This window comes from Streptomyces sp. RG80 (assembly GCF_040446465.1).
GTDB lineage: Bacteria > Actinomycetota > Actinomycetes > Streptomycetales > Streptomycetaceae > Streptomyces.
Genome location: NZ_JBEAAJ010000001.1, coordinates 514440 through 539928, shown reverse-complemented (window position 1 = coordinate 539928; position 25489 = coordinate 514440). Strand labels below are relative to the sequence as shown.

Genomic DNA, 25489 nt, shown 5'->3' with positions numbered 1-25489 from the left:
CATGAGCAACACCACCCCCCTCCTGGACGTCTCCGGCCTGACCAAGCACTTCCCGGTCAAGGGCGGGTTCCCGATCCGTCGTACGGTCGGCGCCGTGCAGGCCGTCGACGGACTGGACTTCCAGGTCAACGAGGGCGAGAGCCTCGGCCTGGTCGGCGAGTCGGGCTGCGGCAAGTCGACCACGGGCCGGCTGATCACCCGGCTCATGGAGCCGACGGCCGGCAGGATCTCGTACCGCGGCAAGGACATCACGCACGCCAGCCGCCGGGAACTCGCGCCGATCCGCTCCGAGATCCAGATGATCTTCCAGGACCCCTACGCGTCCCTGAACCCGCGGCAGACGGTCGGCAAGATCATCTCGGGTCCGATGGAGATCAACGACATCAACCCGGCGGGCGGCCGCGAGAAGCGGGTCCGCGAGCTCCTGGAGATCGTCGGCCTGAACCCGGAGCACTACAACCGCTTCCCGCACGAGTTCTCCGGCGGCCAGCGCCAGCGCATCGGGGTCGCCCGTGCCCTGGCCCTGGAGCCGAAGCTGATCGTGGCGGACGAGCCGGTGTCGGCCCTCGACGTCTCGATCCAGGCGCAGGTCGTCAACCTGCTCCAGAAGGTGCAGCAGGAACTCGGCATCGCGTTCCTGTTCATCGCCCACGACCTCGCCGTCGTACGGCACTTCTCGCAGCGCGTCGCCGTCATGTACCTCGGCAAGATCGTCGAGATCGCGGACCGCGACGACCTGTACGGCAACCCCCGTCACCCCTACACGCGGGCGCTGCTGTCCGCCGTGCCGGAGGCGACGGTGGACGAGACGCCGCCCCGCGACCGCATCCGTCTGACCGGCGATGTACCGTCTCCCCTGAACCCGCCCTCGGGCTGCCGTTTCCGTACGCGGTGCTGGAAGGCGACGGACAAGTGCGCCGCCGAGGCACCCCCGCTGGTCCAGGTCGAGGGCAACAAGCCCGGCCACCTGACCGCGTGCCACTACCCCGAGACGGAGGGAACCGTTCCGGCCCCCCGACTCTCCAAAGACCCCGAGGCAGCGGTCTGACAACACCCCTTTTCCGTCAGCCGCCGCCCTTGTGGAACGGACTTTCTCGGCCCATTGACCCGAGCCCATGAACGTCCGGTTCCAGGGGAACGAAGGCCCGTGCCTCCCCAGGCGCGGGCCTTCGCCACACCCGGATCTCGTCATATGAGGATCCCGTCATACGACCCGGATACCTGTGACAGACTGCCGCGATGGTTGATCGCTCGTTCGCGGATCTCTCGCTCGCCGCGCTGTACGACTCCCTCAACCCATGGGGGCCGGGTGACGACTTCTACGCCGGGCTCGTGAGGTCCGCGCCCAGCGTGCTGGACATCGGCTGCGGCACCGGACGGCTGCTCGCCCGATGCCGGGAGCTGGGCCATGCCGGACGGCTGACGGGCCTTGAGCCGGCGGCCGCCATGCTCGTCCAGGCGAGGCGACGGGAACCGCGGGTGGAGTGGGTCCTCGGAGATCTGCGCTCACACTCCTGGGGCGGGGAGTTCGACCTCGTCACCATGACCGGCCACGCCTTCCAGGAGCTGATCGGCGACGAGGAACTGCGCACCGCCCTGCGCGCCGTCCGCACCGCCCTGGCGCCCGGCGGCCGGTTCGTCTTCGACACCCGAAACCCGACCGCCCGAGCGTGGGAGACCTGGACCCCGGACCGAATCCACGAGGCCGCCGACCCGGAGGGCGCGGTCGCCTGGATGTGGCACGAGGTGGTCCACCCAGTACAGGGCGACCGAGTGACCTTCACCTCCACCTACGAGGGCGTCCGCTGGGACAGCCCTCAGGTGACCACGAGCACGCTGCGCTTCCTGGACACGCACGGCCTGCGGAGTTTCCTGGCCGAGGCGGGGCTGATGATCGAGGAGCAGTACGGGGACTGGGGCCGGGGCCAGGTGACGCAGGCCAGCCCGGAACTGATCACGGTGGCGCGAAGCGCCCCGTGATCAGGGGCGCGGGGAACTGCGCGACAAGCCCCCACCGGCGCGCAGCCGACACACTGGGGACCCGGCACCCCCCTTAGTCGCCCAGCTCCTCCTCCAACGCAGCCAACGCAGGATCCAGCACGATGTCCTCGTCCCGCCCCTCGATCGTCGGCTCCTCCGGAAAGTGGCAAGCCGTCAGATGCCCCTCCCGGTTCCCCGAGATCCGCACCAGCGGCGGCTCCTCGGACGCGCACTTGTCCTGCGCCTTCCAGCACCGCGTACGGAACCGGCACCCGGACGGCGGCGAGATGGGCGACGGCACGTCACCGGCCAGCCGGATGCGCTCCCGGTCGGGCGCGCCCTCCTCCGCCAGGTTCACCTCGGGCACGGCGGACAGCAGGGCGTGGGTGTAGGGGTGCCGGGGGCGGGCGTAGATGGAGTCGCGGTCGCCGACCTCGATGATTTTGCCGAGGTACATGACGGCAACGCGCTGCGAGAAGTGCCGTACGACGGCGAGGTCGTGGGCGATGAACAGGAACGCGATGCCGAGTTCCTGCTGCACCTTCTGGAGCAGGTTGACGACCTGAGCCTGGATCGAGACGTCGAGAGCGGAGACCGGCTCGTCCGCGACGATCAGCTTGGGCTCAAGCGCCAACGCCCGGGCCACGCCGATGCGTTGCCGCTGGCCACCGGAGAACTCGTGCGGGAAGCGGTTGTAGTGCTCCGGGTTGAGGCCGACGATCTCCAGGAGCTCGCGGACCCGCTTCTCGCGGCCGCCCGCCGGGTTGATGTCGTTGATCTCCATCGGCCCCGAGATGATCTTGCCGACCGTCTGCCGCGGGTTCAGCGAGGAGTACGGATCCTGGAAGATCATCTGGATCTCGGAGCGGATCGGCGCCAGTTCCCGGCGGCTGGCATGCGTGATGTCCTTGCCGCGGTACGAGATGCTGCCGGCCGTCGGCTCCATGAGCCGCGTGATCAGCCGGCCCGTGGTCGACTTGCCGCAGCCCGACTCGCCGACCAGCCCGAAGCTCTCACCGACGTGCACGCTCAGGTCGATGCCGTCGACGGCCTGCACGGCACCGACCGTACGACGGATCGGGAACCCGCCCTTGACCGGGAAGTGCTTGGTGAGCCCCTCGACGACCAGCAGCGGCTCGCCGCCACCGCCGGTGACCGCCTCGCGCGGGGCGGGGAGGACCAAATCCTCTTTCATGACTGTCCTCCTAGACCTAGCCCAGACTGGGCTTGATCTCCTCGATGAAGATGGTCCGCTTCTGGTCCGCCGTGAGATGGCAGGCGGAGGCGCGGTCCGGGGCCAGCAGGGGGCGTTCGTCGACGCAGCGGGCGCCCTCTACCCGGCCCTGGAAGGTGCAGCGCGGGTGGAAGCGGCAGCCGGACGGCGGGTTGAGCAGGGAGGGCGGGGCGCCCGGGATCGGCGCGAGCGGGGCGCCGAGGTCCGAGTCGATCCGTGGCATCGAGTTCAACAGGCCCCAGGTGTACGGGTGTTGCGGCGCGCGCAGCACCTCGTTCGTGGTGCCGCGCTCGATCGCGCCGCCCGCGTACATCACCATGATGTCGTCGGCCATGTCGGCGATGACACCGAGGTCGTGCGTGATGAAGATGATCGCCGAGCCGAACTCCTGCTGGAGGTCCTTGAGCAGATCCAGGATCTGCGCCTGGACCGTCACGTCCAGCGCGGTCGTCGGCTCGTCGGCGATCAGCAGGTCCGGGTCGCAGACCAGCGCCATCGCGATCATCGCGCGCTGGCGCATACCGCCGGAGAACTGGTGCGGGTAGTCCTTCGCCCGCTCCTTGGGGTTGGGGATGCCGACCTTGCCGAGCATCTCCACGGCCCGCGCCCAGGCCACCTTCTTGGAGGCGCCGGTGTGCTTCATGTAGGGCTCGGCGATCTGCCGGCCCACCGTGTAGTACGGCGACAGGGCGGTCAGCGGGTCCTGGAAGATCATCGCGACCTTGTTGCCGCGCAGCTTCTCCAGTTCGGACTCGCGGGCGGTGGTCAACTCCCGCCCCTCCAGGAGGATCTCGCCCTCGACGGTGGTGAACTTCGGGTTGTGCAGCCCCAGGATGGTCAGGTTGGTCACGGACTTGCCGGAGCCCGACTCGCCGACGATGCCCAGTGTCCGGCCGCGCTCCAGGTCGAAGGAGAGCCCGTCGACCGCGCGGACGATGCCGTCCTCGGTCCGGAAGCTGACGTGCAGGTCCCGCACCGAGAGGAAGGCGCCCGCGTCGGACGGGACGGGCGCCCCGGCCTCCTTGGTCAGAGTGGTCACGACAGAGCTCCTAGGACAGCCGCACGCGCGGGTCGATGAGGGCGTAGCAGGCGTCGACGACGATGTTGCACAGCAGGATCACGGCGGCCGCGAACAGCATCACGCCCAGCAGCAGCGGCAGATCGCTGAACTGCACCGACTCCACCGCGAGCCGCCCGAGGCCGGGCAGTCCGAAGGTGTACTCGGTGATGATCGCGCCGCCGAGCAGCGAGCTGAGGTCGATGCCGAGGATGGTGATGATGGGGATGAGGGAGCCGCGCCAGGCGTACCGGAAGAAGACGTAGCGGCCGCTCATGCCCTTGGCCCGGGCGGTGCGGACGTGTTCCTCCTGGAGCTGCTCGATCATCGCGGAGCGCGCCATACGGGTGTACTGCGCGGCGAAGATCGTCGACAGGACGACCCAGGGGATCATCAGGCCGGTGAACCAGGCGGCCGGATTGTCGGTGAGGGCGGTGTACTTGGGCTCTTCGAAGGCGTGCGTCTGGTACACGAGGATGGCGAGCGCCAGTGGGCCCAGGAAGTAGATCTGCATCGAACTGAGCACCATGGAGCCCGCGGTGAACGACTTGTCCACGAGGGTGCCCCGCTTCCAGGCGGCGAGCAGTCCGGTGCCGAGCCCGACGAAGAGGAACACGATCGTGGCGCCGAACGCCAGCGAGAGGGTGAGCGGCAGCCGGTCCATCAGGGTCGACCAGACCTGCTCGTTGGTGTGGTACGAGTACCCGAAGCACGGTGCCGGGCAGGGCCCCTGAGGGAAGTTGTCGCGGCCGGCCACCAACCCGGACAGGAAGATCCAGAACTGCTCCGGGATCGACTTGTCGAGCCCGAGGGTGTGGTGGATGCTCGCCAGGGCGTCGGGTGTGCACGTCTTGCCGCACATCAGCAGCGCCGGGTCGCGGGGCATGCCGAAGAAGAGCAGGAAGGCGACCACGGTCAGCAGGACCAGGATCACGAGTGAGCCGAGGATCCGGCGAAAGAGGAAGCGCAGCATCTCAGAGGCAGCTTTCGGGCTTCAGGCCTGGCGGCGGGGTGCGCCCCGACACGGGTCGGGTCGGGGCGCACCCCACCGCTTGGACGGGTTACTTCACGAACAGCCTGCGCGGGTCGACGCCGCCGATGACGTCGTCGTACACCAGGCCGCCGATCTTGGACCCGGCGATCTGGGTCTGCTTGTAGTACGCCGTCGGGATGTTGGAGACGACGTCCTTGACGATGTACTCGTTGATCTTGTTCCAGGCCTCGGCCGCCTTGACCGGGTCGGTGAGGGCGGCGGCCGCGTCGATGTCGGCGTTCACCTTCGGGTCGTTGATGTGCGAGTAGTTGGCCGCGCCGTCCTGGATCTGCCGGCCGTCGTACAGCGGCGGGATGACGGTCGAGGCGCTCGGCCAGTCGGCACCCCACGCGGTGTGGTAGATGTCGTAGTTGTTCTTGACCTTGCTGACCTGGTCGTAGTACGTCTCGGCCGGGATCTCCTGGCGCTGCACGTCGAAGCCGGCCTTCTCCAGGCCCGCCGCCATGGCGGTGGAGTACTGCTGGCCCTCGGGGGTGTTGATGTAGCCGAAGGTCAGCTTCAGACCCGTCTTGCCGGCCTTCTCCAGCAGGGCCTTGGCCTTGGCCGGGTCACCGGCAGGCTTGGCCTTCTTGCCGAAGGGGTCGAACTTGGGGTCGTAGCCGGTCACGGTCGGGCTGATCAGACCGCCCGCGACCTCCATCGCGTCGGTGCCGCCGAAGGCCCGCACGAACGGCGTGATCGGCAGGGCGTAGGCGATGGCCTCGCGGACTTCCTTGGACTGCATCTCCGGCTGGGACAGGTTGATGTTCATCTGACCCACGTACGGCTGGTAGCCGGAGACCGTACGGGACTTCAGCGCGGCGTCGTTGAGGACCTTGGTCAGATTGCCCGCGTCGACCTGGTTGGTGAAGCTGATCGCGGTCGAGTTCGCGCCCGAGTCGTCGAGGATCGCCTTGGTGGAGTCCTCGAACTGCTTGTTGAACTCGAAGTTGAACTGGTCGACGTACTGGTGGCGGACCGCGTCGGTCTTCGCGTCCCAGTTGGTGTTCTTGACCAGCGTCATCGACTTGCCGGACTTGAACTCGGAGATCTTGTACGGGCCGGAGGTCATCGGGGCCTTGTCGTACTTCTCCTTGGTGTCCTTCTCCTGCGACACGATGGAGTAGCCCGCCATGGCGAGCGCGTACGGCAGGTCGGACTTGGCCTCCTTGAACTTGAAGACGATCGTCTTGTCGTCCGGCGTCTCAAGGACGGTGTCCGGGAGGTGCTTGCCCTTGTAGGGGCCGTCCGGGAGGAGCTTGCGGTACTCCGTGCCCGGGGTGTTGGCCATCCACTGCTGGATGAAGGTCGGGCCGTTGGAGACGAACGGCGCGAAGAGCCGCTCGAAGGTGTGGCGCACGTCCTTGGCGGTGATCGTGGAGCCGTCGGCCCACTTGACGCCGTCCTTCAGCGTGAACTTCCAGGTCTTGCCGCCGTCGGTGGTGGTACCGCTGTCGGTGGCCAGGTCGCCGACGACCTCGTGCTTCTGACCGTCGTCGCTGGTCGCCTTGTAGCTGGTCAGACCGCGGTGTATCAGCTGCGACAGGGCCATCTCGTCGGAGACGTAGATCTGTCCGGGGTCCAGGTGCGCGAAGCTGTCCCGCTGGAGCACCGTGATCGTGCCGCCCGGCTTGGCACCCGCGAGCTCGGCGGCCGGGCCGGTCGAGGCCTTGGCGTCGCCGAAGGTGATGCCGGACTGCTGCCGCTCGGCGTTCTCCTTGTCCTGCTTGTCGTTGTCGTTGCCTTTGCTGCCACCCTCGCTGCAACCGGTGAGCACGAGAGCCCCCGCCGCCAGCAGTGAGAGCGCGGCGTACGCGCGGCGTCCACCCTTACCCATCACTCAGATTCCACCCATCTTGTGTCACCGGTGTCACTCACCAGTGCGATTTGAAGTGCGGACCGGCATAGAACGTGCCATCCGGTCTGTGTCGGGCGAGGATGCCCACAACTCGCCGGTCAGCGCGCCGTCTTGGGATCGAAGGCGTCCCTGACCGAGTCCCCGAGCAGGTTGAACGCCACGATGAAGATGATCATCGAGATGCCCGGGAAGAACATGTAGGTGATGTCGTTCTGCATCACGAGTTCGGTCGACGCCTTGGAGAACATCTGCCCCCAGTCCGGCGTCGGTTCGACGAGCCCCACGCCGAGGAAGGACAGACCGGCCTCGGCGGTCACGAAGGCGGGCAGCATGTACGTCGACTGCACCAGGATCGGCGTGACCACGTTGGGCATGATCTCCCTGCGGATGATGCGCACCGGGGACGCCCCGCTCACCTTGGCGGCCTCGATGAACTCCCGTTCTCGCAGGGCGAGTGTGGTGCCGCGCAGAATGCGGCCGAGGCTCATCCAGCCCAGGAACCACTGCACCACGATGAGGGCGACCACCCGGACGTACACCGGTGTCTCGTCCCGGGGGCTCACGAAGAGGGAGACCACGACCGGCATGCTCGCGATGAAGAACAGCTGGGCCGGGAAGGCGAGGAGGAAGTCGATGACCCGGCTGATCAGGTTGTCCACCCGGCCGCCGAGATAGCCGGCCGCGACACCGAGGATGATGCCGGTCAGCACGGTCGCGACGGTGACCGCCAGCGAGATCATCAGGGAGTTGCGGATGCCGTAGATCAACTTGGTGAAGACGTCGTAGCCGTTGCCGGGCTCCAGGCCGAACCAGAACTCGCCGCTGATACCGCCGTTGGGCTGGATCGGCACACCGGCGCTGTCGAAGAGTTCGGGGCGTTCGTCCGCGTACACCGTGTACGGGTTCTTGCCGTACACCTTGGCGATCAGCGGGGCCGCGAGGCCGATCACGAAGAAGAAGATCACGACATAGGCCGAGATCACCCCGGTGCGGTCGCGCTTGAAGCGGATCCACATCAACTGGCCGGGCGAGCGGCCCTCCAGTTGCTTGGCCTCTTCCGGTTTCGCCTTCGGCTCTTTCTCGCCGTCGACGACGACCGACGTACCGCCGCCCTCGATGTCGATAGGACTTGTCACAGTTCGCCCATTTCACAGGTGTGGGTGTGCCGAACCGGCGACCGGCGCGAGAGGTGCGCGCGATCGCGGTTCGGATCATGAAGAAGAGTCAGCGGCGTCGTACCGCGTACGGGAGAACCCGCAGCCGGACGCGCGTAGGGTCAAGGGCGTGGCGGCCCTTCAGAGCCAATCGCCGTGCGCCGAGGCGCGGTTGCCGGCTACTGCGGACGCTGTGACCCACCTGGTGCTTGTGACACCGCGCATGGGACTCCTCCTCATGACTCCACGTGTTCACCAACAGGAGGGGGTACATGCCTTTCCTCCGACACCCCTGACGGAGGGTCAGGCACCCCCTGGTGCTCGTGAGTCGGCGCCGTCCCCACGGCGCGAGACCCATTGACCCGAGCTCTACGCGGCTAACTATCTGCCATGAGCCAACCGGCGACCACCGTCTTTAAATCTCGATTCAGTCACAGCTGGCGCGTACATCTTCCGAAATTTGGACAAACCGTCTGGCGGGATAAGGCCGCGAAACGGACGTGTTACATGCGTATCGGGCGAGGATCACCGCATTACGGACATCACTCACCGGCCGCGCACAGGAACCCGCCTGAAAACCAGTTGCAAAAAGCCCGGGCACCCCCAAGATGGGGGTGCCCGGGCTTCAAGCGACGGGTTGTCAGCCGTGCTTGGCGCGGCTCGCGGCGCGGGCGCGCTCGCGGGCGTCCAGGTTCACCTTGCGGATGCGAACCGCCTCCGGGGTGACCTCCACGCACTCGTCGTCGCGGCAGAACTCCAGGGACTGCTCCAGGGAGAGCTTGCGCGGCGGCACGATCGCCTCGAACGAGTCGGCCGAGGAAGAGCGCATGTTGGTGAGCTTCTTCTCCTTGGTGATGTTCACGTCCATGTCGTCGGAGCGCGAGTTCTCGCCGACGATCATGCCCTCGTACACCTCGGTGCCGGGGTCGGTGAACAGCACACCGCGCTCCTGGAGGTTCGTCATCGCGAAGGCGGTGACGGCACCGGCGCGGTCGGCGACCAGCGAGCCGTTGTTACGGGTCTGCAGGGTGCCGAACCAGGGCTCGAAGCCCTCGTGGATGGAGTGGCCGATGCCGGTGCCGCGGGTCTGGGTCAGGAACTCGGTCCGGAAGCCGATGAGACCACGCGACGGCACGACGAACTCCATACGGACCCAGCCGGAGCCGTGGTTGGACATGTTGTCCATCCGGCCCTTGCGGACACCCATGAGCTGCGTGACCGCGCCCATGTGCTCCTCGGGCACGTCGATCGTCATGCGCTCGACCGGCTCGTAGGTCTTGCCGTCGACGTCCTTGGTGACGACCTGGGGCTTGCCGATGGTCAGCTCGAAGCCCTCGCGGCGCATCTGCTCGACCAGGATGGCGAGCGCGAGCTCACCACGGCCCTGGACCTCCCAGGCGTCGGGACGCTCGGTGTCGATGACCCGCAGCGAGACGTTACCGATCAGCTCGCGGTCCAGGCGGTCCTTGACCTGGCGGGCGGTGACCTTGCGGTCCTTGACGGCCGCCTTGTTGTCGGCGCCCTTGCCGGTGCCGCCACGGCCGACCAGCGGCGAGGTGTTGGTGCCGATGGTCATGGAGATCGCGGGCTCGTCGACCGTGATCAGCGGGAGCGGGATCGGGTTCTCGGGGTCGGCCAGGGTCTCGCCGATCATGATGTCCGGGATACCGGCGACCGCGCAGATGTCACCCGGGCCGGCCTTCTCGGCGGGCTTGCGGGTGAGCGCCTCGGTCATCATCAGCTCGGTGATCCGGACGTTGCTGACCGTGCCGTCACGCTTGATCCAGGCGACGGTCTGGCCCTTGCGCAGCTCGCCCTGCTCGACGCGGAGCAGCGCGATACGGCCGAGGAAGTTGTCGGCGTCCAGGTTGGTGACGTGCGCCTGGAGCGGGGCCTCCTCGTCGTAGGTCGGGGCCGGGATGTGCTCCAGGATCGTCGAGAAGAACGGCTCCAGGCTGTTGGAGTCGGCCGGGACCGTGCCGTTCTCCGGCTTGGTCAGCGAGGCGATGCCGTCACGACCGCAGGCGTAGACGATCGGGAACTCGATCTGCTCCTCGTCCGCGTCCAGGTCGAGGAAGAGGTCGTAGGTCTCGTTGACGACCTCGTCGATCCGGGAGTCGGGCCGGTCCGTCTTGTTGATGCACAGGATGACGGGCAGCCGCTGCTGGAGCGCCTTGCGCAGCACGAACCGGGTCTGCGGGAGCGGGCCCTCGGAGGCGTCCACCAGCAGCACCACGCCGTCCACCATGGACAGACCGCGCTCGACCTCACCGCCGAAGTCGGCGTGGCCGGGGGTGTCGATGATGTTGATGGTGATGACGTCCCCCCCGTCCTTCGGGTGGTACTTCACCGCCGTGTTCTTGGCGAGGATCGTGATGCCCTTCTCACGCTCCAGGTCGTTCGAGTCCATCATGCGGTCGTCGACGCCTTCGAGCTGGTGGGCGGCGAAGGCGCCGGCCTGCTTCAGCATTCCGTCGACGATGGTGGTCTTGCCGTGGTCGACGTGGGCGACGATGGCGACATTGCGAATGTCGTGGCGCGTAGCGGACACAGACATGGTGCGGCGTACTCCCGGAGTGGTCAGAAGGCCCCTGCTGCGTACGTCCGTGTGACGCGGGCCTGCCGGGCTTGACACGCCACGGCCTCACCCCATGGTACGTGGCATTGGCGGGGGCGGCCTCCGGGGGCCGTTCAGGCCTGCTCCGCCGCCCTCGATCCGGTCGGGCAGCTCCGCTCGGCGGCCTCGTGGGCGGCCGCGCTCACCTGGGGTTCACCGGCGCAGGGGAGGAACCCGGAGCCGGTCCCCTCCCAGGTCCGTACGTGCCCCTCGACCGGCTCACCGCTGTCGCAGGTGTAGGTGAAGTCGGCGTCGACGAGCTTGATGGAGTTCCAGGCGTAGTAGGCGCCCTGGAGATCCCCGCTGTCCGCCTCGTGGTAGGTGTCGAACCTGGGGTCCGGTCGGTCGGCCGCGTCGCCGAGCGGTCCCTCGGCCTTCAGGTGCTCCCCCAGCGCGTCCAGCACGCCGGTCCTGCCCACACCGTCCGGTACGGCGGTCACGGTGGTGGAGTACCTGACAGCGGTGTCGACGCCCCTGAGCCGGGCTTTGTAGGAGTCGGTCCTCTTCTTGATCACGATGGGGTCGGCGAGATGGGTCAGCTTCTCCGTGTGCGTGACGCCGGACCAGGTGAAGGTCCCGTCCGCGCAGGCCCCCGCCTTGTCGTCGGAGCCCGAGCCGCAGCCCGTCAGCCCCGCCGCCAGGACCGCCGTCGCGGCCCCCGCCACCCAAGCACGCATCCCCGTCGTCCCTTTCCCCTCGTGTACGACGGCCGCCGCCCCGCTCGATGCGGGGCGGCGGCCGTTCGTGTGCTGAAGGGAATGATCGCCTACTTCCCTGTGGGGCTCGCGGCCGGCCCGGCCGCCCCCTTCTTCAGGAAGCCCATGTCCTCGTAGACCGGCGTCTGGAAGCCGAAGGCGCCCGCGTTCACCACGTTCTTGCGCGCGGCCGTCAGCTGGGGCCGCTGGTACAGCGGGATCGACCCCGCCGCGGCCCAGATCCTGGAGTCGGCCTTGCGGATCAGGCTCCGGCTCTGGTTCTCGTCCAGTGTCGCGATCGCCTGGTCGAAGAGCTGGTCGACCTGGTCGGTGCCGACCCGGGTGTAGTTCTGCTCGACGTTCAGGGAACCGTCGGCCGCCGGCACCGGCTTGGCGTAGATGGGGCGGCCGTCGGTGGCCGGGAAGGCCGAGGCCGGCCAGGAGTACAGCGCGAGGTCGTACTGGCCGGAGGCGATGTGGTCCTTGAAGTAGCTCTCGTCCTCGACCTTGGAGATCTCGGTGCGGATGCCGACCTTGCGCAGCATCTTCGAGATCCGGTCGGCCACCGTGCGCAGCGTCTGCGAGCCGGGACCCGAGGGAAGCACGAAGCGGAGGGTGAGCTCCTTGCCGTCCTTCGCCAGCGCGCCCGCCGCGGCGCCCGCGGGAGCGGCGGTGCCGCGCGGGGCGTAGGCACCCGGCGCGCCGCCCTGCTTCAGCTTGTCGGTGTACCGCTTGCCGTCCTGCGCGAGGTGCTTGGCGCCCTCCCCGCTCTTCTCATGGGCCTTGCGGGGCGTGTCGGCCTTGTGGGCCTTGGGGTCCTTCTTCTTCTCCCGGTCGGCGTCGCGCCGCGCCTTGTCGTCCTCGCCGACGATGTACGTCCCGTCGTCGCCCTCGGACTCCTCGGACTCCTCGGAGGACCCCCCGGCCCGCTCGCCCTTCGCCCCGGCGGCCTTCTCCTTCTTCCCCGTCTTCACCGGACCGCCCCGCACCCAGCCGGCGTCCGCGAGCAGGGCCTCGGCCTCCTCGGCGTCCTGGCCGCCGATCGCACCGCTGTTGTCGGCGTACGCGGCCTGTCCGGCGAGGGCGAGATGGCTGCCGACCGGTTCGGCGGGCAGGCCGAGCGGGGTGAGGACGACCGAGGCGAGGGCGTCCCGGTCCAGGGCGCGGGCCACCGCACGGCGGACCCGCTCGTCGGCGAGGGGGCCGTCGGCGCCGTTGAGGGCGAGCTGGGTGTAGGCGGGCTCCAGGGAGCGGCGGACCTCGAAGCCGCGCAGTGCCTGCTGCTGACGGGCGTACTCCGTGATCGCCTTGCGCTGTCTGCCGCGGGCGGTGGTCTCCTCGTCCGCGGCCTCCTCGTCGGAGCCGTTGGCGACGGCCCAGGAGCGCAGCGAGTCGGCCGCGGTGAGGCCGCTGCCGGGGCCCATCAGCGGGGTGCCGCTCGCACCGCTCTTCGCCTTCGCCGCGAGGGTGATGCGCTTGACCGACTCGGGGTCGATCTCGGCCAGGTCGAGCCGGCCCGCGGCGAGCGCGGCGGCCCGCTCGTCGCGCGGTACGGCGCGCAGCACGATCTCGTCCAGCTTGGCGGGGTGGCCCCACCAGCGGGGGTTGCGGGTGAGGGTGACCTCGTCCGCCTTGCGGTCGACCTTGGCCGGCCGGTAGGGCCCTGCGGTGACCTTGAGCTTCCTGCGCGCCCCGTCGTTGAAGGAGTCCGGGGTGCCCATGACGTCCTTCGGGTACAGCGGTGAGAACAGCGACTTCCAGTCGGCGTAGGGCCGCCCGAAGGTGACCTTGACCTCCAGGTCGTTCTTCCCGCGCTCGATCCTCTCGATGCGGTCGTACCCGGCGTTGCGGGCCGTCCAGTACGCGGTGTCCTTGCCGGACAGGGCCCGCCACTGCGCGGCGAAGTCCGGGGCGCCGATCTCGCGGCCGTCGCTCCACACCGCCTGCTGGTTGAGCTTGTACAGCACGACCTGCTTGGGCTCGGTCTCGACGACCTCGGCCTTCTCCAGGTAGTCGGGGTTGACCTGCGGGCGCCCGTCGGCGTCGAGCCGGTACATGGAGGGCAGGACGGCCTGGGCGATGCGGGTGGTGGTGCCGTCGGCGTCCGCCTGGAAGGTGTTCAGGGTCTCCGGCACCGAGTCCACGGCCCAGCGCAGGGTGCCGCCGTCGGCGACCGCCGCGCGGGCGGCCGGGGCGATGTCCTGATCGGCGAGCGGCCTGCCGGCCGGGTCCTCGGAGCTGCATCCCGCGAGCGCGGGCACGGTCAGCGCCCCCGCGGTGAGGAAGGCGATCGAGCGCATGACCGTGCCACGCGAAGGCCTGGGTCCGACACCGTCGTGGGACATGCCGCATACCTCCGGGGGTGCGCCGCCGGTTTGGATCACGTTTGGCGGTATATGGAGCTGATCAGATGTATGCGGCCACTGAAGAGGAAAGGGTTCGGCAGCGGGCGGCGACACGGCGAATGCGGCGCGCAAGCCCACCCATGCGGCGCAATCCCGGGCGTACGGGGGGCGCGCGCGGAGGTACACGATCCGCCAATCCGTGCACGTCCCTTCACACCGGCAGGTGTGACGCGCAACACTCGCAGGCGCACATGAACGTTGCCGCCCGAAGTGAGGTCACGTCATGTCCGTCCACGATGAACTGACAGCAGCCCAGCGCAGCCTCGACGAACTGCTCCGGTATGTGAAACGCCTGGAACAGCAGTTGGGCAGCGGCGGACTGGAGATGCGCCGCGTCCGCGTCGACGCCGACCGCCTCCGCGAGAGCCTCGCACTGCTGAAGGAGGCCGACCCGGCGCTCGCCAACGCCAAGCGCCCCGACCTGGTCTCCATCCCCGACACCCCGTACGACAACACCCTCTGGACGGACTCGGACGACGAGGGACTCGGCGCCCGCGACCGCCACGCCCCCTGAACCCGACCGGAGTCATGAGTTGGCCACTGGTACGGAACCCCATCCGAACAGCGGCGGCGTACGAACCGGTACGCGCGCCGCGATCGACGCCCCGCATCTGCGGACCGACCGCTGGTGGCTGGCCCCCGCCGCCACCGCCGCCGGACTGATCGTCTTCGTCGTGTGGTCGACGTGGCGGGCCTTCGTCGACACGAACTACTACGCGGCCCCCTATGTCTCGCCGCTCTACTCGCCGTGTCTGGCGGAGAGCTGCGAGCCCATGCGCGGCGGGCCCAACTGGGAGATCTTCGGCAGCTGGTGGGGCCTGTCCCCCGCGATCCTCATCCTGATCTTCCCGCTCGGCTTCCGGCTGACCTGCTACTACTACCGCAAGGCCTACTACCGGGGCTTCTGGGCGTCCCCGCCGGCCTGCGCGGTCGCCGAGCCGCACAGGAAGTACTCCGGCGAGACCCGCTTCCCGCTGATCCTGCAGAACCTCCACCGGTACTTCTTCTACGCCGCGGTCCCGGTGGCCGGCGTCCTCACGTACGACACCGTGCTCGCCTTCCGCGACGAGCACTACGAGTGGGGACACATGGGGCTCGGCACCCTCGTGTTCCTGGTCAACATCGTGCTGATCTGGGCGTACACCCTCTCCTGCCACTCCTGCCGGCACATCGTCGGCGGGCAGCTCAAGCACTTCTCCAAGCATCCGGTGCGCTACCGGATGTGGCGCTGGGTCGGGAAGCTCAACGCCCGTCACATGCTGCTGGCATGGACGTCACTGGCGAGCGTGACGCTCGCGGACGTCTACGTCTATCTCGTCGCGTCCGGTGTCTTCGACGATCCGCGCTTCTTCTAAAGGGGATGCCTTCTGATGTCCGTGGTCGACCGCCAGGAGTGGGACGTCGTAGTCGTCGGCGCGGGAGGCGCCGGCCTCCGCGCCGCCATCGAGGCACGCGAGCGGGGCGCCCGTACGGCCGTCATCTGCAAGTCCCTCTTCGGCAAGGCGCACACCGTCATGGCCGAGGGCGGCATCGCGGCGGCGATGGCCAACGCCAACGAGCACGACAACTGGCAGGTGCACTTCCGCGACACCATGCGCGGCGGCAAGTTCCTCAACCAGTGGCGGATGGCCGAACTGCACGCGCAGGAGGCCCCGGACCGGGTGTGGGAGCTGGAGACCTGGGGCGCGCTGTTCGACCGCACCAAGGACGGCCGGATCTCCCAGCGCAACTTCGGCGGCCACGAGTACCCGCGCCTCGCGCATGTCGGCGACCGCACGGGCCTGGAACTCATCCGCACGCTCCAGCAGAAGATCGTCTCGCTCCAGCAGCAGGACAAGAAGGAGACCGGCGACTACGAGTCCCGTCTGAAGGTCTTCCAGGAGTGCACGGTCACCCGGGTCCTCAAGGACGGAAGCCGCGTCTCCGGCGTCTTCGCCTACGAGCGTGAGTCGGGCCGTTTCTTCGTCCTTCAGGCCCCGTCCGTGGTCATCGCGACGGGCGGCATCGGCAAGTCCTTCAAGGTGACGTCGAACTCGTGGGAGTACACCGGCGACGGCCACGCGCTGGCGCTGCTCGCCGGCGCGCCCCTGCTGAACATGGAGTTCGTGCAGTTCCACCCCACGGGCATGGTCTGGCCGCCGTCGGTGAAGGGCATCCTCGTCACCGAGTCGGTGCGCGGCGACGGCGGGGTGCTGCGCAACTCCGAGGGCAAGCGGTTCATGTTCGACTACGTCCCGGACGTCTTCAAGGAGAAGTACGCCGAGTCGGAGGCCGAGGGCGACCGCTGGTACGAGGACCCCGACAACAACCGCCGGCCTCCCGAGCTGCTCCCCCGCGACGAGGTGGCCCGGGCCATCAACGCCGAGGTGAAGGCGGGCCGCGGCTCCCCGCACGGCGGGGTCTTCCTGGACGTCTCCACCCGGATGCCGGCCGAGGTCATCAAGCGGCGGCTGCCGTCCATGTACCACCAGTTCAAGGAGCTGGCGGACGTCGACATCACCGCGGAGGCGATGGAGGTCGGCCCCACCTGTCACTACGTGATGGGCGGTATCGCGGTCGAGTCCGACACCGCCGCCGCACGCGGGGTGCCGGGGCTGTACGCGGCCGGCGAGGTCGCGGGCGGTATGCACGGCTCGAACCGGCTCGGCGGCAACTCCCTGTCCGACCTGCTGGTGTTCGGCCGCCGGGCGGGCCTGCACGCGGCGGAGTACGCGGCGGCCCTGGCCTTCGAGCGCCCCGCGATCGACGAGGACCAGATCGACACGGCGGCCGCGGAGGCACTGCGCCCCTACTCGGCGGAGTACCCACCGGAGGGCGATCGGCAGGACGCGCGCCCGCCGGAGAACCCGTACACCCTGCACCAGGAACTCCAGCAGGCCATGAACGACCTCGTCGGCATCATCCGCCGCGAGCCCGAGATGAAACAGGCCCTGGAGAAGCTCGCCGAGTTGCGGGTACGGGCCCGGCGGGCCGGGGTCGAGGGCCACCGCCAGTTCAACCCGGGCTGGCATCTCGCCCTGGACCTCAGGAACATGCTGCTGGTGAGCGAGTGTGTGGCGCGGGCCGCGCTGGAGCGCACCGAGTCGCGCGGCGGCCACACCCGCGAGGACCATCCGACGATGGACCGCAAGTGGCGCCGTATCAACCTGCTGTGCCAACTGACCGACCCCACGGGCGGGTTGGCGGCCACCGACCCGGTGCACGGCCAGATCGAGCTCACCCGTGAGACCACCGACCCCATCCGTCCCGACCTGCTCGCCCTCTTCGACAAGGAGGAGCTGGTCAAGTACCTCGCCGAAGAGGAGCTGTACGAGTGAGCAGCTACAAGGCCAGCTTCAAGGTGTGGCGCGGCGATGTGGGCGGCGGCGGCCTGGAGGACTTCGCGGTCGAGGTGAACGACGGCGAGGTGGTCCTCGACATCATCCACCGCCTCCAGGCCACCCAGGCGCCCGACCTCGCCGTCCGCTGGAACTGCAAGGCGGGCAAGTGCGGTTCGTGCTCGGCGGAGATCAACGGGCGGCCGCGGCTGATGTGCATGACCCGGATGTCGGTCTTCACGAGGGAGGAGACGATCACCGTGACTCCCCTGCGTGCCTTTCCGGTGGTCCGCGACCTCGTCACGGACGTCGGCTTCAACTACGACAAGGCGCGCGAGGTCCCGGCGTTCGTGCCGCCGGAGGATCTGGGGCCCGGCGAGTACCGGATGATGCAGGAGGACGTGGACCGCTCACAGGAGTTCCGCAAGTGCATCGAGTGCTTCCTGTGCCAGGACACCTGCCATGTCGTCCGTGACCACGAGGAGAACAAACCGGCGTTCGCCGGCCCCCGCTTCCTGATGCGGGTCGCGGAGCTCGACATGCACCCGCTGGACGCGGCCGCCGAGGCCGGACTGGACCGCAAGGCGACAGCCCAGGACGAGCACGGCCTCGGCTACTGCAACATCACCAAGTGCTGCACGGAGGTCTGCCCCGAGGGCATCAAGATCACGGACAACGCGCTGATCCCCCTGAAGGAACGGGCGGTGGACCGCAAGTACGACCCGCTGGTGTGGCTGGGGTCGAAGATCAGGAGGAGGTCCTCGTAGCTCCGGCGTCCGCCGGGAACTGGGCCCGGCGCTGCACGTAGAGCCCGAGCGCGGCCACGGCCATGCCTGCCACCGCGAACGGGAAGAAGCCGGGATGGCGCGACTGGTCGAGCGGGCCCAGGAAGAGGAAGACGCCCGTCCCGGCCTGGTTCAGCAGCGTGCCGTATCCCCACACCCTGGGCCGGAGTATCTTCGCGCTGCCCCGCCCGGGGAGCAGCCAGCCCTTGGTGACGGCGGCCGTACCGATCGCCAGGCCGACCGTGATCACCACGGCGCCCACGATCCCCAGCACCTCGTTCATACCGATCATGCTTCCACGCGCTCTCGCACACACAAGAGTTTTGACCCGGCGATTGCCCGCACCGGGCCGGGCCTTGGAAAAGCCGTCCCCCTGACACCCCCCGGTCGCGCTGCCGCATTCCTGCTCATACGCTCCGAAATGTGACGTCATCCTTGTTCCGGGGCCGGCCGCGGCGCGCGACCTCGCACATATCCGTGCGGGTCGCGCACACCCTGCTGGGCGGCGTGGCCGGGGTGGTGTGGCTGGTGCTGCCGGGGATGACGTTCGACGACGGTGCCGCGGTCGCGGGGCCCCCGGCGCGGGCGGCGACCCAGTCGCAGGCCCAGGAGGAGGACGGGTCCTCGGCCGCCGACCTCGTACTTCCCCTCTTCGCGGTGGGCGCCGCGGGTGCCGTCGCGGGATACACCTACCTACGCCGAACCCGGCGGGCCCGGACCCGCACCACGCCCGGCGGGGCCCCCGTCCGCCTCTCCGCCCCGCCTCTCGCCGAACTCGACGAGCGGGCCCGTGCCCTGCTCGTCGCCGCCGACGACTGCGTCCGCACCAGCCGCACGGAACTCGGCTTCGTCGAGGCACGGTTCGGAGAGCCCGCCGTGGCCCCCTTCGCGGCGGCCGTCCAGGACGCCGAGGGCGAGCTGGCGGCCGCCTTCCGGATGCGGCAGCAGTACGACGACGGGGTACCGGAGGAGCCCGCGGCCCGGCGGCACGCGCTTGCCGGGATCGTCGGGCGGTGCGAGGAGGCGGGGCGGCGGCTGGACCAGGAGGCCGCCGGGCTGGATCAGCTGCGGGGGCTGGAGAGGGGCGTGGGCGAGGCGCTGGAGGTCGCCGAGGGCCGCTTCCGGGCGCTGGCCGGCCGGACCGGAACGGTCGAGGCTCTCCTCGCCGATCTGCACCGGCGGTACGCCCCGTCCGCCACCGCCCCCGTCACCGGCCATACCGAACAGGCCAAGGACCGCCTGGTGTTCGCCACCCTCCGCCTCAACGAGTCCCGCCAGTCCGCCGACCGCCAGGAACCCGACACCGCCGCCGCACACCTGCGCGCCGCCGAGGGCGCCATCGCCCAGGCCACCGTCTTCCTGGACACCGTCGAAAGGCTCGGCACGCGACTGTCGGCCGCCGAGGCCCTGGTCCCGGCCGCGCTCACCGGCGCGGAGGCGGCCATCGCGGGCGTACGGGAGGACAGCGCCGAGGCACCCGCCGGCGAACTGCGCGCCCGGATCCGCCATGCCGACGGCGTCCTCGCCGCCGTACGGGAGGAACTGACCGCCGGGCCCTACGACCCTCTGGACGCCCTGCGCCGGATCGTGCGGGCCACGGCACCGCTCGGTACGGAACCGGCCGCCGGGGTTCTGGGACATGCCGCGCTGCTCGTCGGCCGGGCCGGCACGGCCGCCGCGGACGATTTCATCGGCACGCATCGGGCGGCGGTGGGTGCGGCGGCCCGCACCCGCCTGTCGGAGGCCCGACGGCTGCTCACCGCGGACCCGGTCGCCGCCGACACCTGCGCCCGGGAGGCCCGTGGCCTGGCCGAGCAGGACGTACGGGTGCACGGGAACCCGGCAAAGGAGCACGAGAGCGGGGTGGCGGGAGCGACCCTGGGCGGGATCCTGGGGCCGGACGGAGCGCCCACCAGCTTCGGCGGCCCCCGCACTTCCGGCCGCCGGACGCCGAAGTCGCCCGAGCCGTAGACACCCGGACTCCCGGACTCCCGGACTCCCGGACTCCCGGACTCCCGGGCTTCCGGGCTTCCGGGCTTCCGGGCTTCCGGGCTTCCGCCCAGGAGGCGGGCTCAGAACAGGCTGAGCAACGCCTCCGCGGGATCCACCAGTCCCGTCTCCCCGTCCGGCAGCGGCAGTTCGAACCACACCGTCTTGCCCCGGGGCGTCCTGCGCGAGCCCCACGCCGCGCTCAGCAGACCCACGAGCTGGAGCCCCCGGCCGCCCTCGTCGGTGTCCCGCGCGCGTCGCCGACGGGGCTGGACCAGCCCGGAGTCCCACACCTCGCACACCAGGGTCCGGTCCAGCAGCAACCGCAGTCTGATCTCGCCCTCGCCGTACCGCAGCGCGTTCGTCACCAGCTCGCTGACCAGCAGTTCCGTCGTGTCGACGAGCGGCTCCAGGTCCCACGACAGCAGCTGCCCACGGGCGTACTCCCGGGCCCGCCCCACACTCCGCGGCTCCCGCGGCAGCGTCCAGTCGCCCACGGACCCCGCGGGCAGACCCTGGACGCGGGCCATGAGGAGGGCGATGTCGTCCTCGCCGTGGTGGGTGTCGAGGGTGTTGAGGACGTGGTCGCAGACGTCCTCCAGGGGCCGGGCCGGGTCGGTCAGCGCGCCCACGAAGGCCTGGAGGCCCTCGTCGAGGGGGTGATCGCGGCTTTCGACCAGTCCATCCGTGTAGAGCGCGAGCAGAGCGCCTTCGGGTAGTTCGACCTCCACCTCCTCGAAGGGCTCCCCGCCCACCCCGAGCGGCATGCCCGGCGGCACGTCCAGCATCAGCGCAGCCTCGCCCGGCTCCACCAGCACCGGCGGCAGATGGCCGGCGTTGGCGAAGGTGCACCTGCGGGTCACCGAGTCGTAGACCGCGTACACACAGGTCGCGAGGTACACCTCGGACAGGTCGGCCTCGCGGGGGCGGCGGGCCGCGCGGGTCGCCTGCTGGACTCCGCCGGGGGCACCGAGGCCGCGCGCGATCTCGTCCAACGCGCTCAGCACTTCGGCGGGTTCGAGATCGAGCAGCGCCAGGGTCCGTACCGCGGACCGCAGTTCGCCCATCGCCACCGCCGCGCGCAGCCCGCGGCCCATCACGTCGCCGACCACCAACGCCGTCCGGTGGCCCGGCAGTTCGATGACGTCGAACCAGTCGCCGCCGACCTCGCTGGGCCGATCGGACGAGGAGTTGCCCGGCAGGTAACGGCAGGCGATGTCGAGGCCGGAGGCGACCGGATCGCCCGGAGGCAACAGGGACCGCTGGAGTATCAGCGCCCGCTCGTGCTCACGGCGGTACAGCCGCGCGTTGTCGATACAGACCGCCGTCCGCGCCGCCAGCTCCACCGCGAGATCCCGGTCCCGGTCCCCGAACGGCTCACTGCCCTTGGTACGGGCGAACTGCACGAGTCCTACGACGGTGTCGTGGGCGACCATCGGCACGGCGATCGTGGACTGCACGAGGCCGCCCTCCTCGGCCGGGATGATCTGCGGGCGGGCGGTGCGCAGGGCGTCCGCGCAGGGCGAGTTGAAGGGGTAGTGGTGGACGGCGCCGACCGACACGGGCGGGCCCGCGCCGATGAAGGGGGCGTCGGAGACCGCGCTGGCGAAGGCGACCCGGCGCAGTTCCGCGCTGCCGTCGGCGAGGCCGGGCGGGGCCTCGTCACCGGCCAGGAGCCCCTGGTAGAGGTCGACGGTCGCGAGGTCGCAGAAGCCGGGGACCACGACGTCGAGGAGTTCGCGGGCGGTGGTCTCCAGGTCCAGGGAGTTGCCTATGCGGGCGCCGGCGTCGTTCAGAAGGGCGAGATTGCGCCGTGCGGCGGCGGCCTCGCGGGCGGCGGCACGGCGGGAGGTGATGTCGAGCCCGAGCCAGGCGATGCCGATGGGACGGCCGGAACCGCTGTGCACGCGGTAGAGGTTGACGGACCAGTGACGGCGGTCGTCGGATCCCGGCACGAAGCCCGTGACGTGCATGTCCGTGATGGAGTTGCCGGTCTCCAGGACCCGGCGCAGGGTCGCGGCGACCCGCTCGGCCTCCGGACTGCGCAGATAGTCGTGGACACCGCGGCCGCGGTGGTCGTCGGGGGTGCCGCCGAAGGTGGAGGCGAACTGCTGGTTGGCCCGCCGGACCCGCAGATCGGGGTCGATCAGCAGAAAGCCGAACGGAGATTGACCGAAAATAGCCTGCGAGGCGGCGAGGTCGGTCTCGATGCTACGCAGGGTGCGGACGTCGACGACGATACAGACGGCGGCCTTCTCGCCCTCCTCGGTCCGCGTCGGCATGACGTAGACCTCGGCGAGGGCCTCGGCACCCGCCTCCCGCTCGGCCGTCTCCGGCACCCGGAAGGGGACCACGCCGGTCCACTCGCGGCCGTCGAGGATCTCGGCCATCTTGCGCTGGCCCTGTTCGCGCTGGCCGGGGTCGATGAACGCCTCGATGGGGTCCATGCCGACGGCCCGGTCCGCGGGGATCCCGAAGAGCTGCTCGGCGCGCAGGCTCCACTGGTCGACGAGCCCGTCGGGGCCGATGGAGAAGGACGCGACCTTGATGTAGTCGTAGATGGAGCCGGGCGGACTGCTCTGCCAGATCGCGTCGCCCTGTGGAGTCCCGTCAGGAATTCCGGGGGAGGCCAGGTGTGTCCCGCCCGTGGCACCACGCGTCACGTCCGCCGCGGCATCACCCGCGGCCTCCGACCTCGCGCCGTCCGACGGGTCCTCGGACTCCGTGGCCTTCGCTGGTATCTCGCTCACGCGAACCGTCCCCTCCAGCTCACCGCGTCCGGCACCGGTCACCGGCAGCGGCTGCCCGCAGTATCCAGCACTACGGCGCCGCACAACACGGTGTTCACGATCACAGCACGGTCCCAGCGTTTTTTGGACCGCACCGCGACAACACTTCCAGTCTTCTAACCAGCCAACACGCTGTCGAACCACACGCTCCGGCAACCGCCAGTGGCCTGAACCAGTCACTGGACAGCGTGGGCGGTGCCGTACAGCCCGGACGGCCCCGGCTCATTGCGGTACCGCGAGCTCGAACCACACCGTCTTGCCCGCCTCGCCGGGTCTGGTGCCCCAGCGGCGCGAGGAGTGGGCGACGAGCTGAAGACCGCGGCCGCTCTCGTCCTCGGGCCGGGCCACACGCTCCCGGGGCGGGTCCGGGAGCGGGTCCGAGACCTCGACCAGGAGGACGTCGTCGAGGCCGGTGGGGCGGACGAGGCGCACGCCGATGGGGCCGGTGGCGTGCCGCAGTGCGTTGGTCACCAGCTCGCTGACCAGCAGGGCCGTGATGTCGGCCAGGCTGTCCAGGCCCCAGTCGCGCAGCCGGCCGCGGACAGCACCACGGGCGGCGCGTACGGCGCCGGGGTCCGCGGGGAAGGTCCAGTCGGCGCAGTCGCCTTCGGTGTCGATCACGCCGATCACTTCCCAGGCCACGTTCCATGTCCGGTTTCATGGGGTTAATGGGCACATACCCGATATCCGGGGCGTGGTACCGCGTGGGAGGGCGCGTTGTGGTGCGAACGGCGTATCGCGGGGCGCCTAAGGGGGTGGGGGTTCGGCTGCGTTCGCGGCTGCGGGTGCGTTGTGGTTGATCGCGCCCACGCGGCGGAGCCGCAAATCGACACAGCCCCGCGCCCCTAGGTTGCTACAGGTGGCCTGCGATTTTTTGGACCGCTTCTACGTCCTGGTCCAGCCACGGGACTTCCCAGAGCTCTTCCCTCGTCAGCCAGCGGAGCTCGTCATGGTCCTGTAGGGGCTTGGGGGTCGGTGAGCCCGGGAGAAGGCGCGCCACCCAGACCTGTAGGACGTACGGAGACTTCAGGGGCCACTCCCCCGGGATTCGTTCCCCCACTTCCACCTCTACGCCGAGTTCCTCGTGCAGCTCGCGCGCGAGGGCCGCTTGTGGGGTCTCGCCGGGTTCGACCTTGCCGCCGGGGAGTTCCCAGCGGCCGGCGAGGTCGGGGGGTGCGCTGCGGCGGGCGGCGAGGAGGTGCTCGGCGTCGAGCAGGGCCGCGCCCACCACCACGATCGGTTCCGTCATGCGCCGGAGCCTACTTGTGGGTCTGTTCGCCGGGTCAGTTCGCCGTCGCGCTGCTGCCGTTCTGGCCGATGCGCTCGACCCAGTACAGCTGCTTGTGTCCGCGGTCGTCGAGGCTGTCCGCGATCTTCTGGGCCTCGGCGCGGGTGGCGTACCGGCCCACGCGATAGCGGTTGCCGTTGTCGTCCTGGCGTATGACGAGCCAGGGCAGAGTGATCGTGCCGTCGTTCATCACGCCCCACCGCCCCTTCCCGCCCGGCCCCACCCGAGTCCTGCTCGCGGCTCTCGTCGTACCCCGCCCACTAAGGAAACCGCAATCCGCATATGCCCGAGCCTACGCCTAACCTTTACGCAGCGGATACGGATTCTCACAAAGAGGTACGCAACCAGCCAGAACGCAGGGGGCGCGCGTTGCCGAACGCGCCGTGCAGGGGCGGGAATGCATCCGGTCAGGGCGGTCTGGGCACACCTGGGGCGACCTGCGAGAACGGCCAGATTCCAACGCAGGTCGGGGAGAGGTGGGTTGGGCGGGGATCAGGGGCAACTGCCGTGGCGGCGTGCGCTACTTCACCGGGAGGTGGTAGGCGACCTGGTAGCGGTCCGCCGGAATCACCACGTCGGCCGTCTCGACGGGGCGGCCGGAGGCGTAGAACGTCCGGTGGACGACCACGACGACATGGCCGGGGACGCCACCGAGGGCGAGCAGTTCCTCGGCGAGGCCGGGGCGGGCGCCGACCTCCTCGGTGACGTTGTCCACGATCACGTCGATGGCGCGCATCCGCTCGACGACGCCCATGCCGCCGAGCGGGCCCTCCTCGGGCAGCATCACGGGGGTGCGGCCGGTGAGGGCGAGGGGTTCCCAGGACGTGGAGAGCATCATCGGCTCGCCGTTGTCCCGGTAGACGTACTTGGTGCACATCACGCGGTCGCCGGGCCGGATGCAGAGCCGGTCGGCGACGGCGACGCTCGCCTCGGTCTGCGCGCTGCTGGAGGACCAGGTGCCGCGCACCTCGAGGTCGGCCTGCTCCTGCCGGAAGGGCGTGGCCCCGCCGTCGGGGCGGAAGCCCGAGCGGGCGACCCGGCGCGGTACCGGGCGCTCGCGCACATAGGTCCCGGAGCCGGAACGGCCCTCGACCAGCCCCTCGGCCATCAGCACCTTGCGCGCCTCCAGGGCCACGGTGTCCGAGACGCCGTACTCCTCGCGGATTCTGGCCTGGGAGGGCAGCCGGGTGTGCGGTGGCAGCGAACCGTCGGCGATCTTCTGGCGGAGATCACCCGCGACGCGCAGATACGCCGGCTGCTCACCGAATGTCACTGGCCGCTCCCATCA

Annotated in this window: 21 protein-coding genes; 7 read left to right on the top strand and 14 right to left on the bottom strand. The window is 69.7% G+C overall.

What is annotated here, in order from left to right; genetic code table 11:
* Position 1: 1 nt before the first annotated feature.
* The gene (locus ABKA17_RS02565; RefSeq protein ID WP_353690147.1) at positions 2-1048 is read left to right on the top strand and encodes an ABC transporter ATP-binding protein; all 1047 of its coding nucleotides are present in this window, start codon (positions 2-4) and stop codon (positions 1046-1048) included.
* A gap of 191 nt (positions 1049-1239) precedes the next feature.
* A complete protein-coding gene (locus ABKA17_RS02560) occupies positions 1240-1980 on the top strand; it encodes a class I SAM-dependent methyltransferase (protein WP_353690146.1) in 741 nt (246 codons plus the stop codon).
* Between the two features lie 73 nt (positions 1981-2053).
* On the opposite strand, the gene ABKA17_RS02555 is transcribed toward ABKA17_RS02560, so the two are convergent.
* From ABKA17_RS02555 to ABKA17_RS02520, 8 genes are all read right to left on the bottom strand, one after another.
* A complete protein-coding gene (locus ABKA17_RS02555; RefSeq protein ID WP_353690145.1) occupies positions 2054-3175 on the bottom strand; it encodes an ABC transporter ATP-binding protein in 1122 nt (373 codons plus the stop codon).
* A gap of 16 nt (positions 3176-3191) precedes the next feature.
* Positions 3192-4253 (bottom strand): ABC transporter ATP-binding protein, encoded by a 1062-nt coding sequence (locus tag ABKA17_RS02550; RefSeq protein ID WP_353690144.1) that lies wholly within the window; start codon positions 4251-4253, stop codon positions 3192-3194.
* Positions 4254-4263: 10 nt separating this feature from the next.
* Positions 4264-5244, bottom strand: coding sequence for an ABC transporter permease (locus ABKA17_RS02545; RefSeq protein ID WP_353690143.1), 981 nt, complete (start codon positions 5242-5244; stop codon positions 4264-4266).
* Positions 5245-5332: 88 nt separating this feature from the next.
* Positions 5333-7141 carry an ABC transporter substrate-binding protein gene (locus tag ABKA17_RS02540; RefSeq protein WP_353690142.1) on the bottom strand — a complete coding sequence of 603 codons (1809 nt, stop codon included), beginning with the start codon at positions 7139-7141 and terminating at the stop codon, positions 5333-5335.
* A gap of 119 nt (positions 7142-7260) precedes the next feature.
* On the bottom strand, positions 7261-8298 hold the full coding sequence (locus ABKA17_RS02535; protein ID WP_353690141.1) for an ABC transporter permease: 1038 nt from the start codon (positions 8296-8298) through the stop codon (positions 7261-7263).
* A gap of 658 nt (positions 8299-8956) precedes the next feature.
* Entirely contained in the window at positions 8957-10873 is a 1917-nt protein-coding gene (gene typA, locus ABKA17_RS02530; RefSeq protein ID WP_353690140.1) for a translational GTPase TypA, read from the bottom strand.
* 134 nt (positions 10874-11007) lie between these two features.
* Positions 11008-11610, bottom strand: a complete 603-nt coding sequence (locus tag ABKA17_RS02525; RefSeq protein WP_353690139.1) for a hypothetical protein — start codon at positions 11608-11610, stop codon at positions 11008-11010.
* Positions 11611-11699: 89 nt separating this feature from the next.
* A complete protein-coding gene (locus tag ABKA17_RS02520; protein WP_353690138.1) occupies positions 11700-13973 on the bottom strand; it encodes an ABC transporter family substrate-binding protein in 2274 nt (757 codons plus the stop codon).
* Between the two features lie 283 nt (positions 13974-14256).
* Here ABKA17_RS02520 and ABKA17_RS02515 point away from each other — a divergent pair, with 283 nt between their 5' ends.
* From ABKA17_RS02515 to ABKA17_RS02500, 4 genes are read left to right on the top strand one after another with little or no spacing between them, the layout of a single operon-like run.
* Entirely contained in the window at positions 14257-14547 is a 291-nt protein-coding gene (locus ABKA17_RS02515) for an Rv0250c family protein (RefSeq protein ID WP_353690137.1), read from the top strand.
* Positions 14548-14566: 19 nt separating this feature from the next.
* Positions 14567-15388: a succinate dehydrogenase subunit SdhC gene (gene sdhC, locus ABKA17_RS02510; protein WP_353690136.1), complete on the top strand. Its 822-nt coding sequence runs from the start codon at positions 14567-14569 to the stop codon at positions 15386-15388.
* Positions 15389-15403: 15 nt separating this feature from the next.
* Positions 15404-17350, top strand: a complete 1947-nt coding sequence (locus tag ABKA17_RS02505; RefSeq protein ID WP_353690135.1) for a fumarate reductase/succinate dehydrogenase flavoprotein subunit — start codon at positions 15404-15406, stop codon at positions 17348-17350.
* Positions 17347-18117, top strand: a complete 771-nt coding sequence (locus ABKA17_RS02500) for a succinate dehydrogenase/fumarate reductase iron-sulfur subunit (protein WP_353690134.1) — start codon at positions 17347-17349, stop codon at positions 18115-18117. The genes ABKA17_RS02505 and ABKA17_RS02500 overlap by 4 nt, the downstream gene beginning before the upstream one ends.
* Here ABKA17_RS02500 and ABKA17_RS02495 read toward each other — a convergent pair.
* Positions 18098-18418 (bottom strand): hypothetical protein, encoded by a 321-nt coding sequence (locus ABKA17_RS02495; RefSeq protein WP_353690133.1) that lies wholly within the window; start codon positions 18416-18418, stop codon positions 18098-18100. The genes ABKA17_RS02500 and ABKA17_RS02495 overlap by 20 nt on opposite strands.
* A gap of 140 nt (positions 18419-18558) precedes the next feature.
* Between ABKA17_RS02495 and ABKA17_RS02490 the strand changes: the two genes are divergently transcribed.
* On the top strand, positions 18559-20106 hold the full coding sequence (locus tag ABKA17_RS02490; protein ID WP_502994101.1) for a hypothetical protein: 1548 nt from the start codon (positions 18559-18561) through the stop codon (positions 20104-20106).
* 101 nt (positions 20107-20207) lie between these two features.
* On the opposite strand, the gene ABKA17_RS02485 is transcribed toward ABKA17_RS02490, so the two are convergent.
* From ABKA17_RS02485 to ABKA17_RS02465, 5 genes are all read right to left on the bottom strand, one after another.
* Positions 20208-22874 carry a SpoIIE family protein phosphatase gene (locus ABKA17_RS02485; RefSeq protein WP_353690132.1) on the bottom strand — a complete coding sequence of 889 codons (2667 nt, stop codon included), beginning with the start codon at positions 22872-22874 and terminating at the stop codon, positions 20208-20210.
* A gap of 261 nt (positions 22875-23135) precedes the next feature.
* Entirely contained in the window at positions 23136-23543 is a 408-nt protein-coding gene (locus tag ABKA17_RS02480; RefSeq protein WP_353690752.1) for an ATP-binding protein, read from the bottom strand.
* Between the two features lie 223 nt (positions 23544-23766).
* Positions 23767-24162: a (deoxy)nucleoside triphosphate pyrophosphohydrolase gene (locus tag ABKA17_RS02475; RefSeq protein ID WP_353690131.1), complete on the bottom strand. Its 396-nt coding sequence runs from the start codon at positions 24160-24162 to the stop codon at positions 23767-23769.
* 34 nt (positions 24163-24196) lie between these two features.
* Positions 24197-24391, bottom strand: a complete 195-nt coding sequence (locus ABKA17_RS02470; protein ID WP_353690130.1) for an SPOR domain-containing protein — start codon at positions 24389-24391, stop codon at positions 24197-24199.
* A 330-nt stretch (positions 24392-24721) separates the two neighbouring features.
* Positions 24722-25474 (bottom strand): GntR family transcriptional regulator, encoded by a 753-nt coding sequence (locus ABKA17_RS02465; RefSeq protein ID WP_353690129.1) that lies wholly within the window; start codon positions 25472-25474, stop codon positions 24722-24724.
* Positions 25475-25489: the final 15 nt, after the last annotated feature.

Excerpts from the sequence above, each read along its gene's own strand:
- ABKA17_RS02520 (WP_353690138.1), bottom strand. The coding sequence starts at position 13,973 with ATGTCCCACGACGGTGTCGGACCCAGGCCTTCGCGTGGCACGGTCATG.
- ABKA17_RS02475 (WP_353690131.1), bottom strand. The coding sequence starts at position 24,162 with ATGACGGAACCGATCGTGGTGGTGGGCGCGGCCCTGCTCGACGCCGAG.
- ABKA17_RS02515 (WP_353690137.1), top strand. The coding sequence starts at position 14,257 with ATGTCCGTCCACGATGAACTGACAGCAGCCCAGCGCAGCCTCGACGAA.
- ABKA17_RS02555 (WP_353690145.1), bottom strand. The coding sequence starts at position 3,175 with ATGAAAGAGGATTTGGTCCTCCCCGCCCCGCGCGAGGCGGTCACCGGC.
- ABKA17_RS02470 (WP_353690130.1), bottom strand. The coding sequence starts at position 24,391 with ATGAACGACGGCACGATCACTCTGCCCTGGCTCGTCATACGCCAGGAC.
- ABKA17_RS02525 (WP_353690139.1), bottom strand. The coding sequence starts at position 11,610 with ATGCGTGCTTGGGTGGCGGGGGCCGCGACGGCGGTCCTGGCGGCGGGG.
- ABKA17_RS02565 (WP_353690147.1), top strand. The coding sequence starts at position 2 with ATGAGCAACACCACCCCCCTCCTGGACGTCTCCGGCCTGACCAAGCAC.
- ABKA17_RS02495 (WP_353690133.1), bottom strand. The coding sequence starts at position 18,418 with ATGAACGAGGTGCTGGGGATCGTGGGCGCCGTGGTGATCACGGTCGGC.
- ABKA17_RS02545 (WP_353690143.1), bottom strand. The coding sequence starts at position 5,244 with ATGCTGCGCTTCCTCTTTCGCCGGATCCTCGGCTCACTCGTGATCCTG.
- ABKA17_RS02560 (WP_353690146.1), top strand. The coding sequence starts at position 1,240 with ATGGTTGATCGCTCGTTCGCGGATCTCTCGCTCGCCGCGCTGTACGAC.
- typA (WP_353690140.1), bottom strand. The coding sequence starts at position 10,873 with ATGTCTGTGTCCGCTACGCGCCACGACATTCGCAATGTCGCCATCGTC.
- ABKA17_RS02505 (WP_353690135.1), top strand. The coding sequence starts at position 15,404 with ATGTCCGTGGTCGACCGCCAGGAGTGGGACGTCGTAGTCGTCGGCGCG.
- ABKA17_RS02540 (WP_353690142.1), bottom strand. The coding sequence starts at position 7,141 with ATGGGTAAGGGTGGACGCCGCGCGTACGCCGCGCTCTCACTGCTGGCG.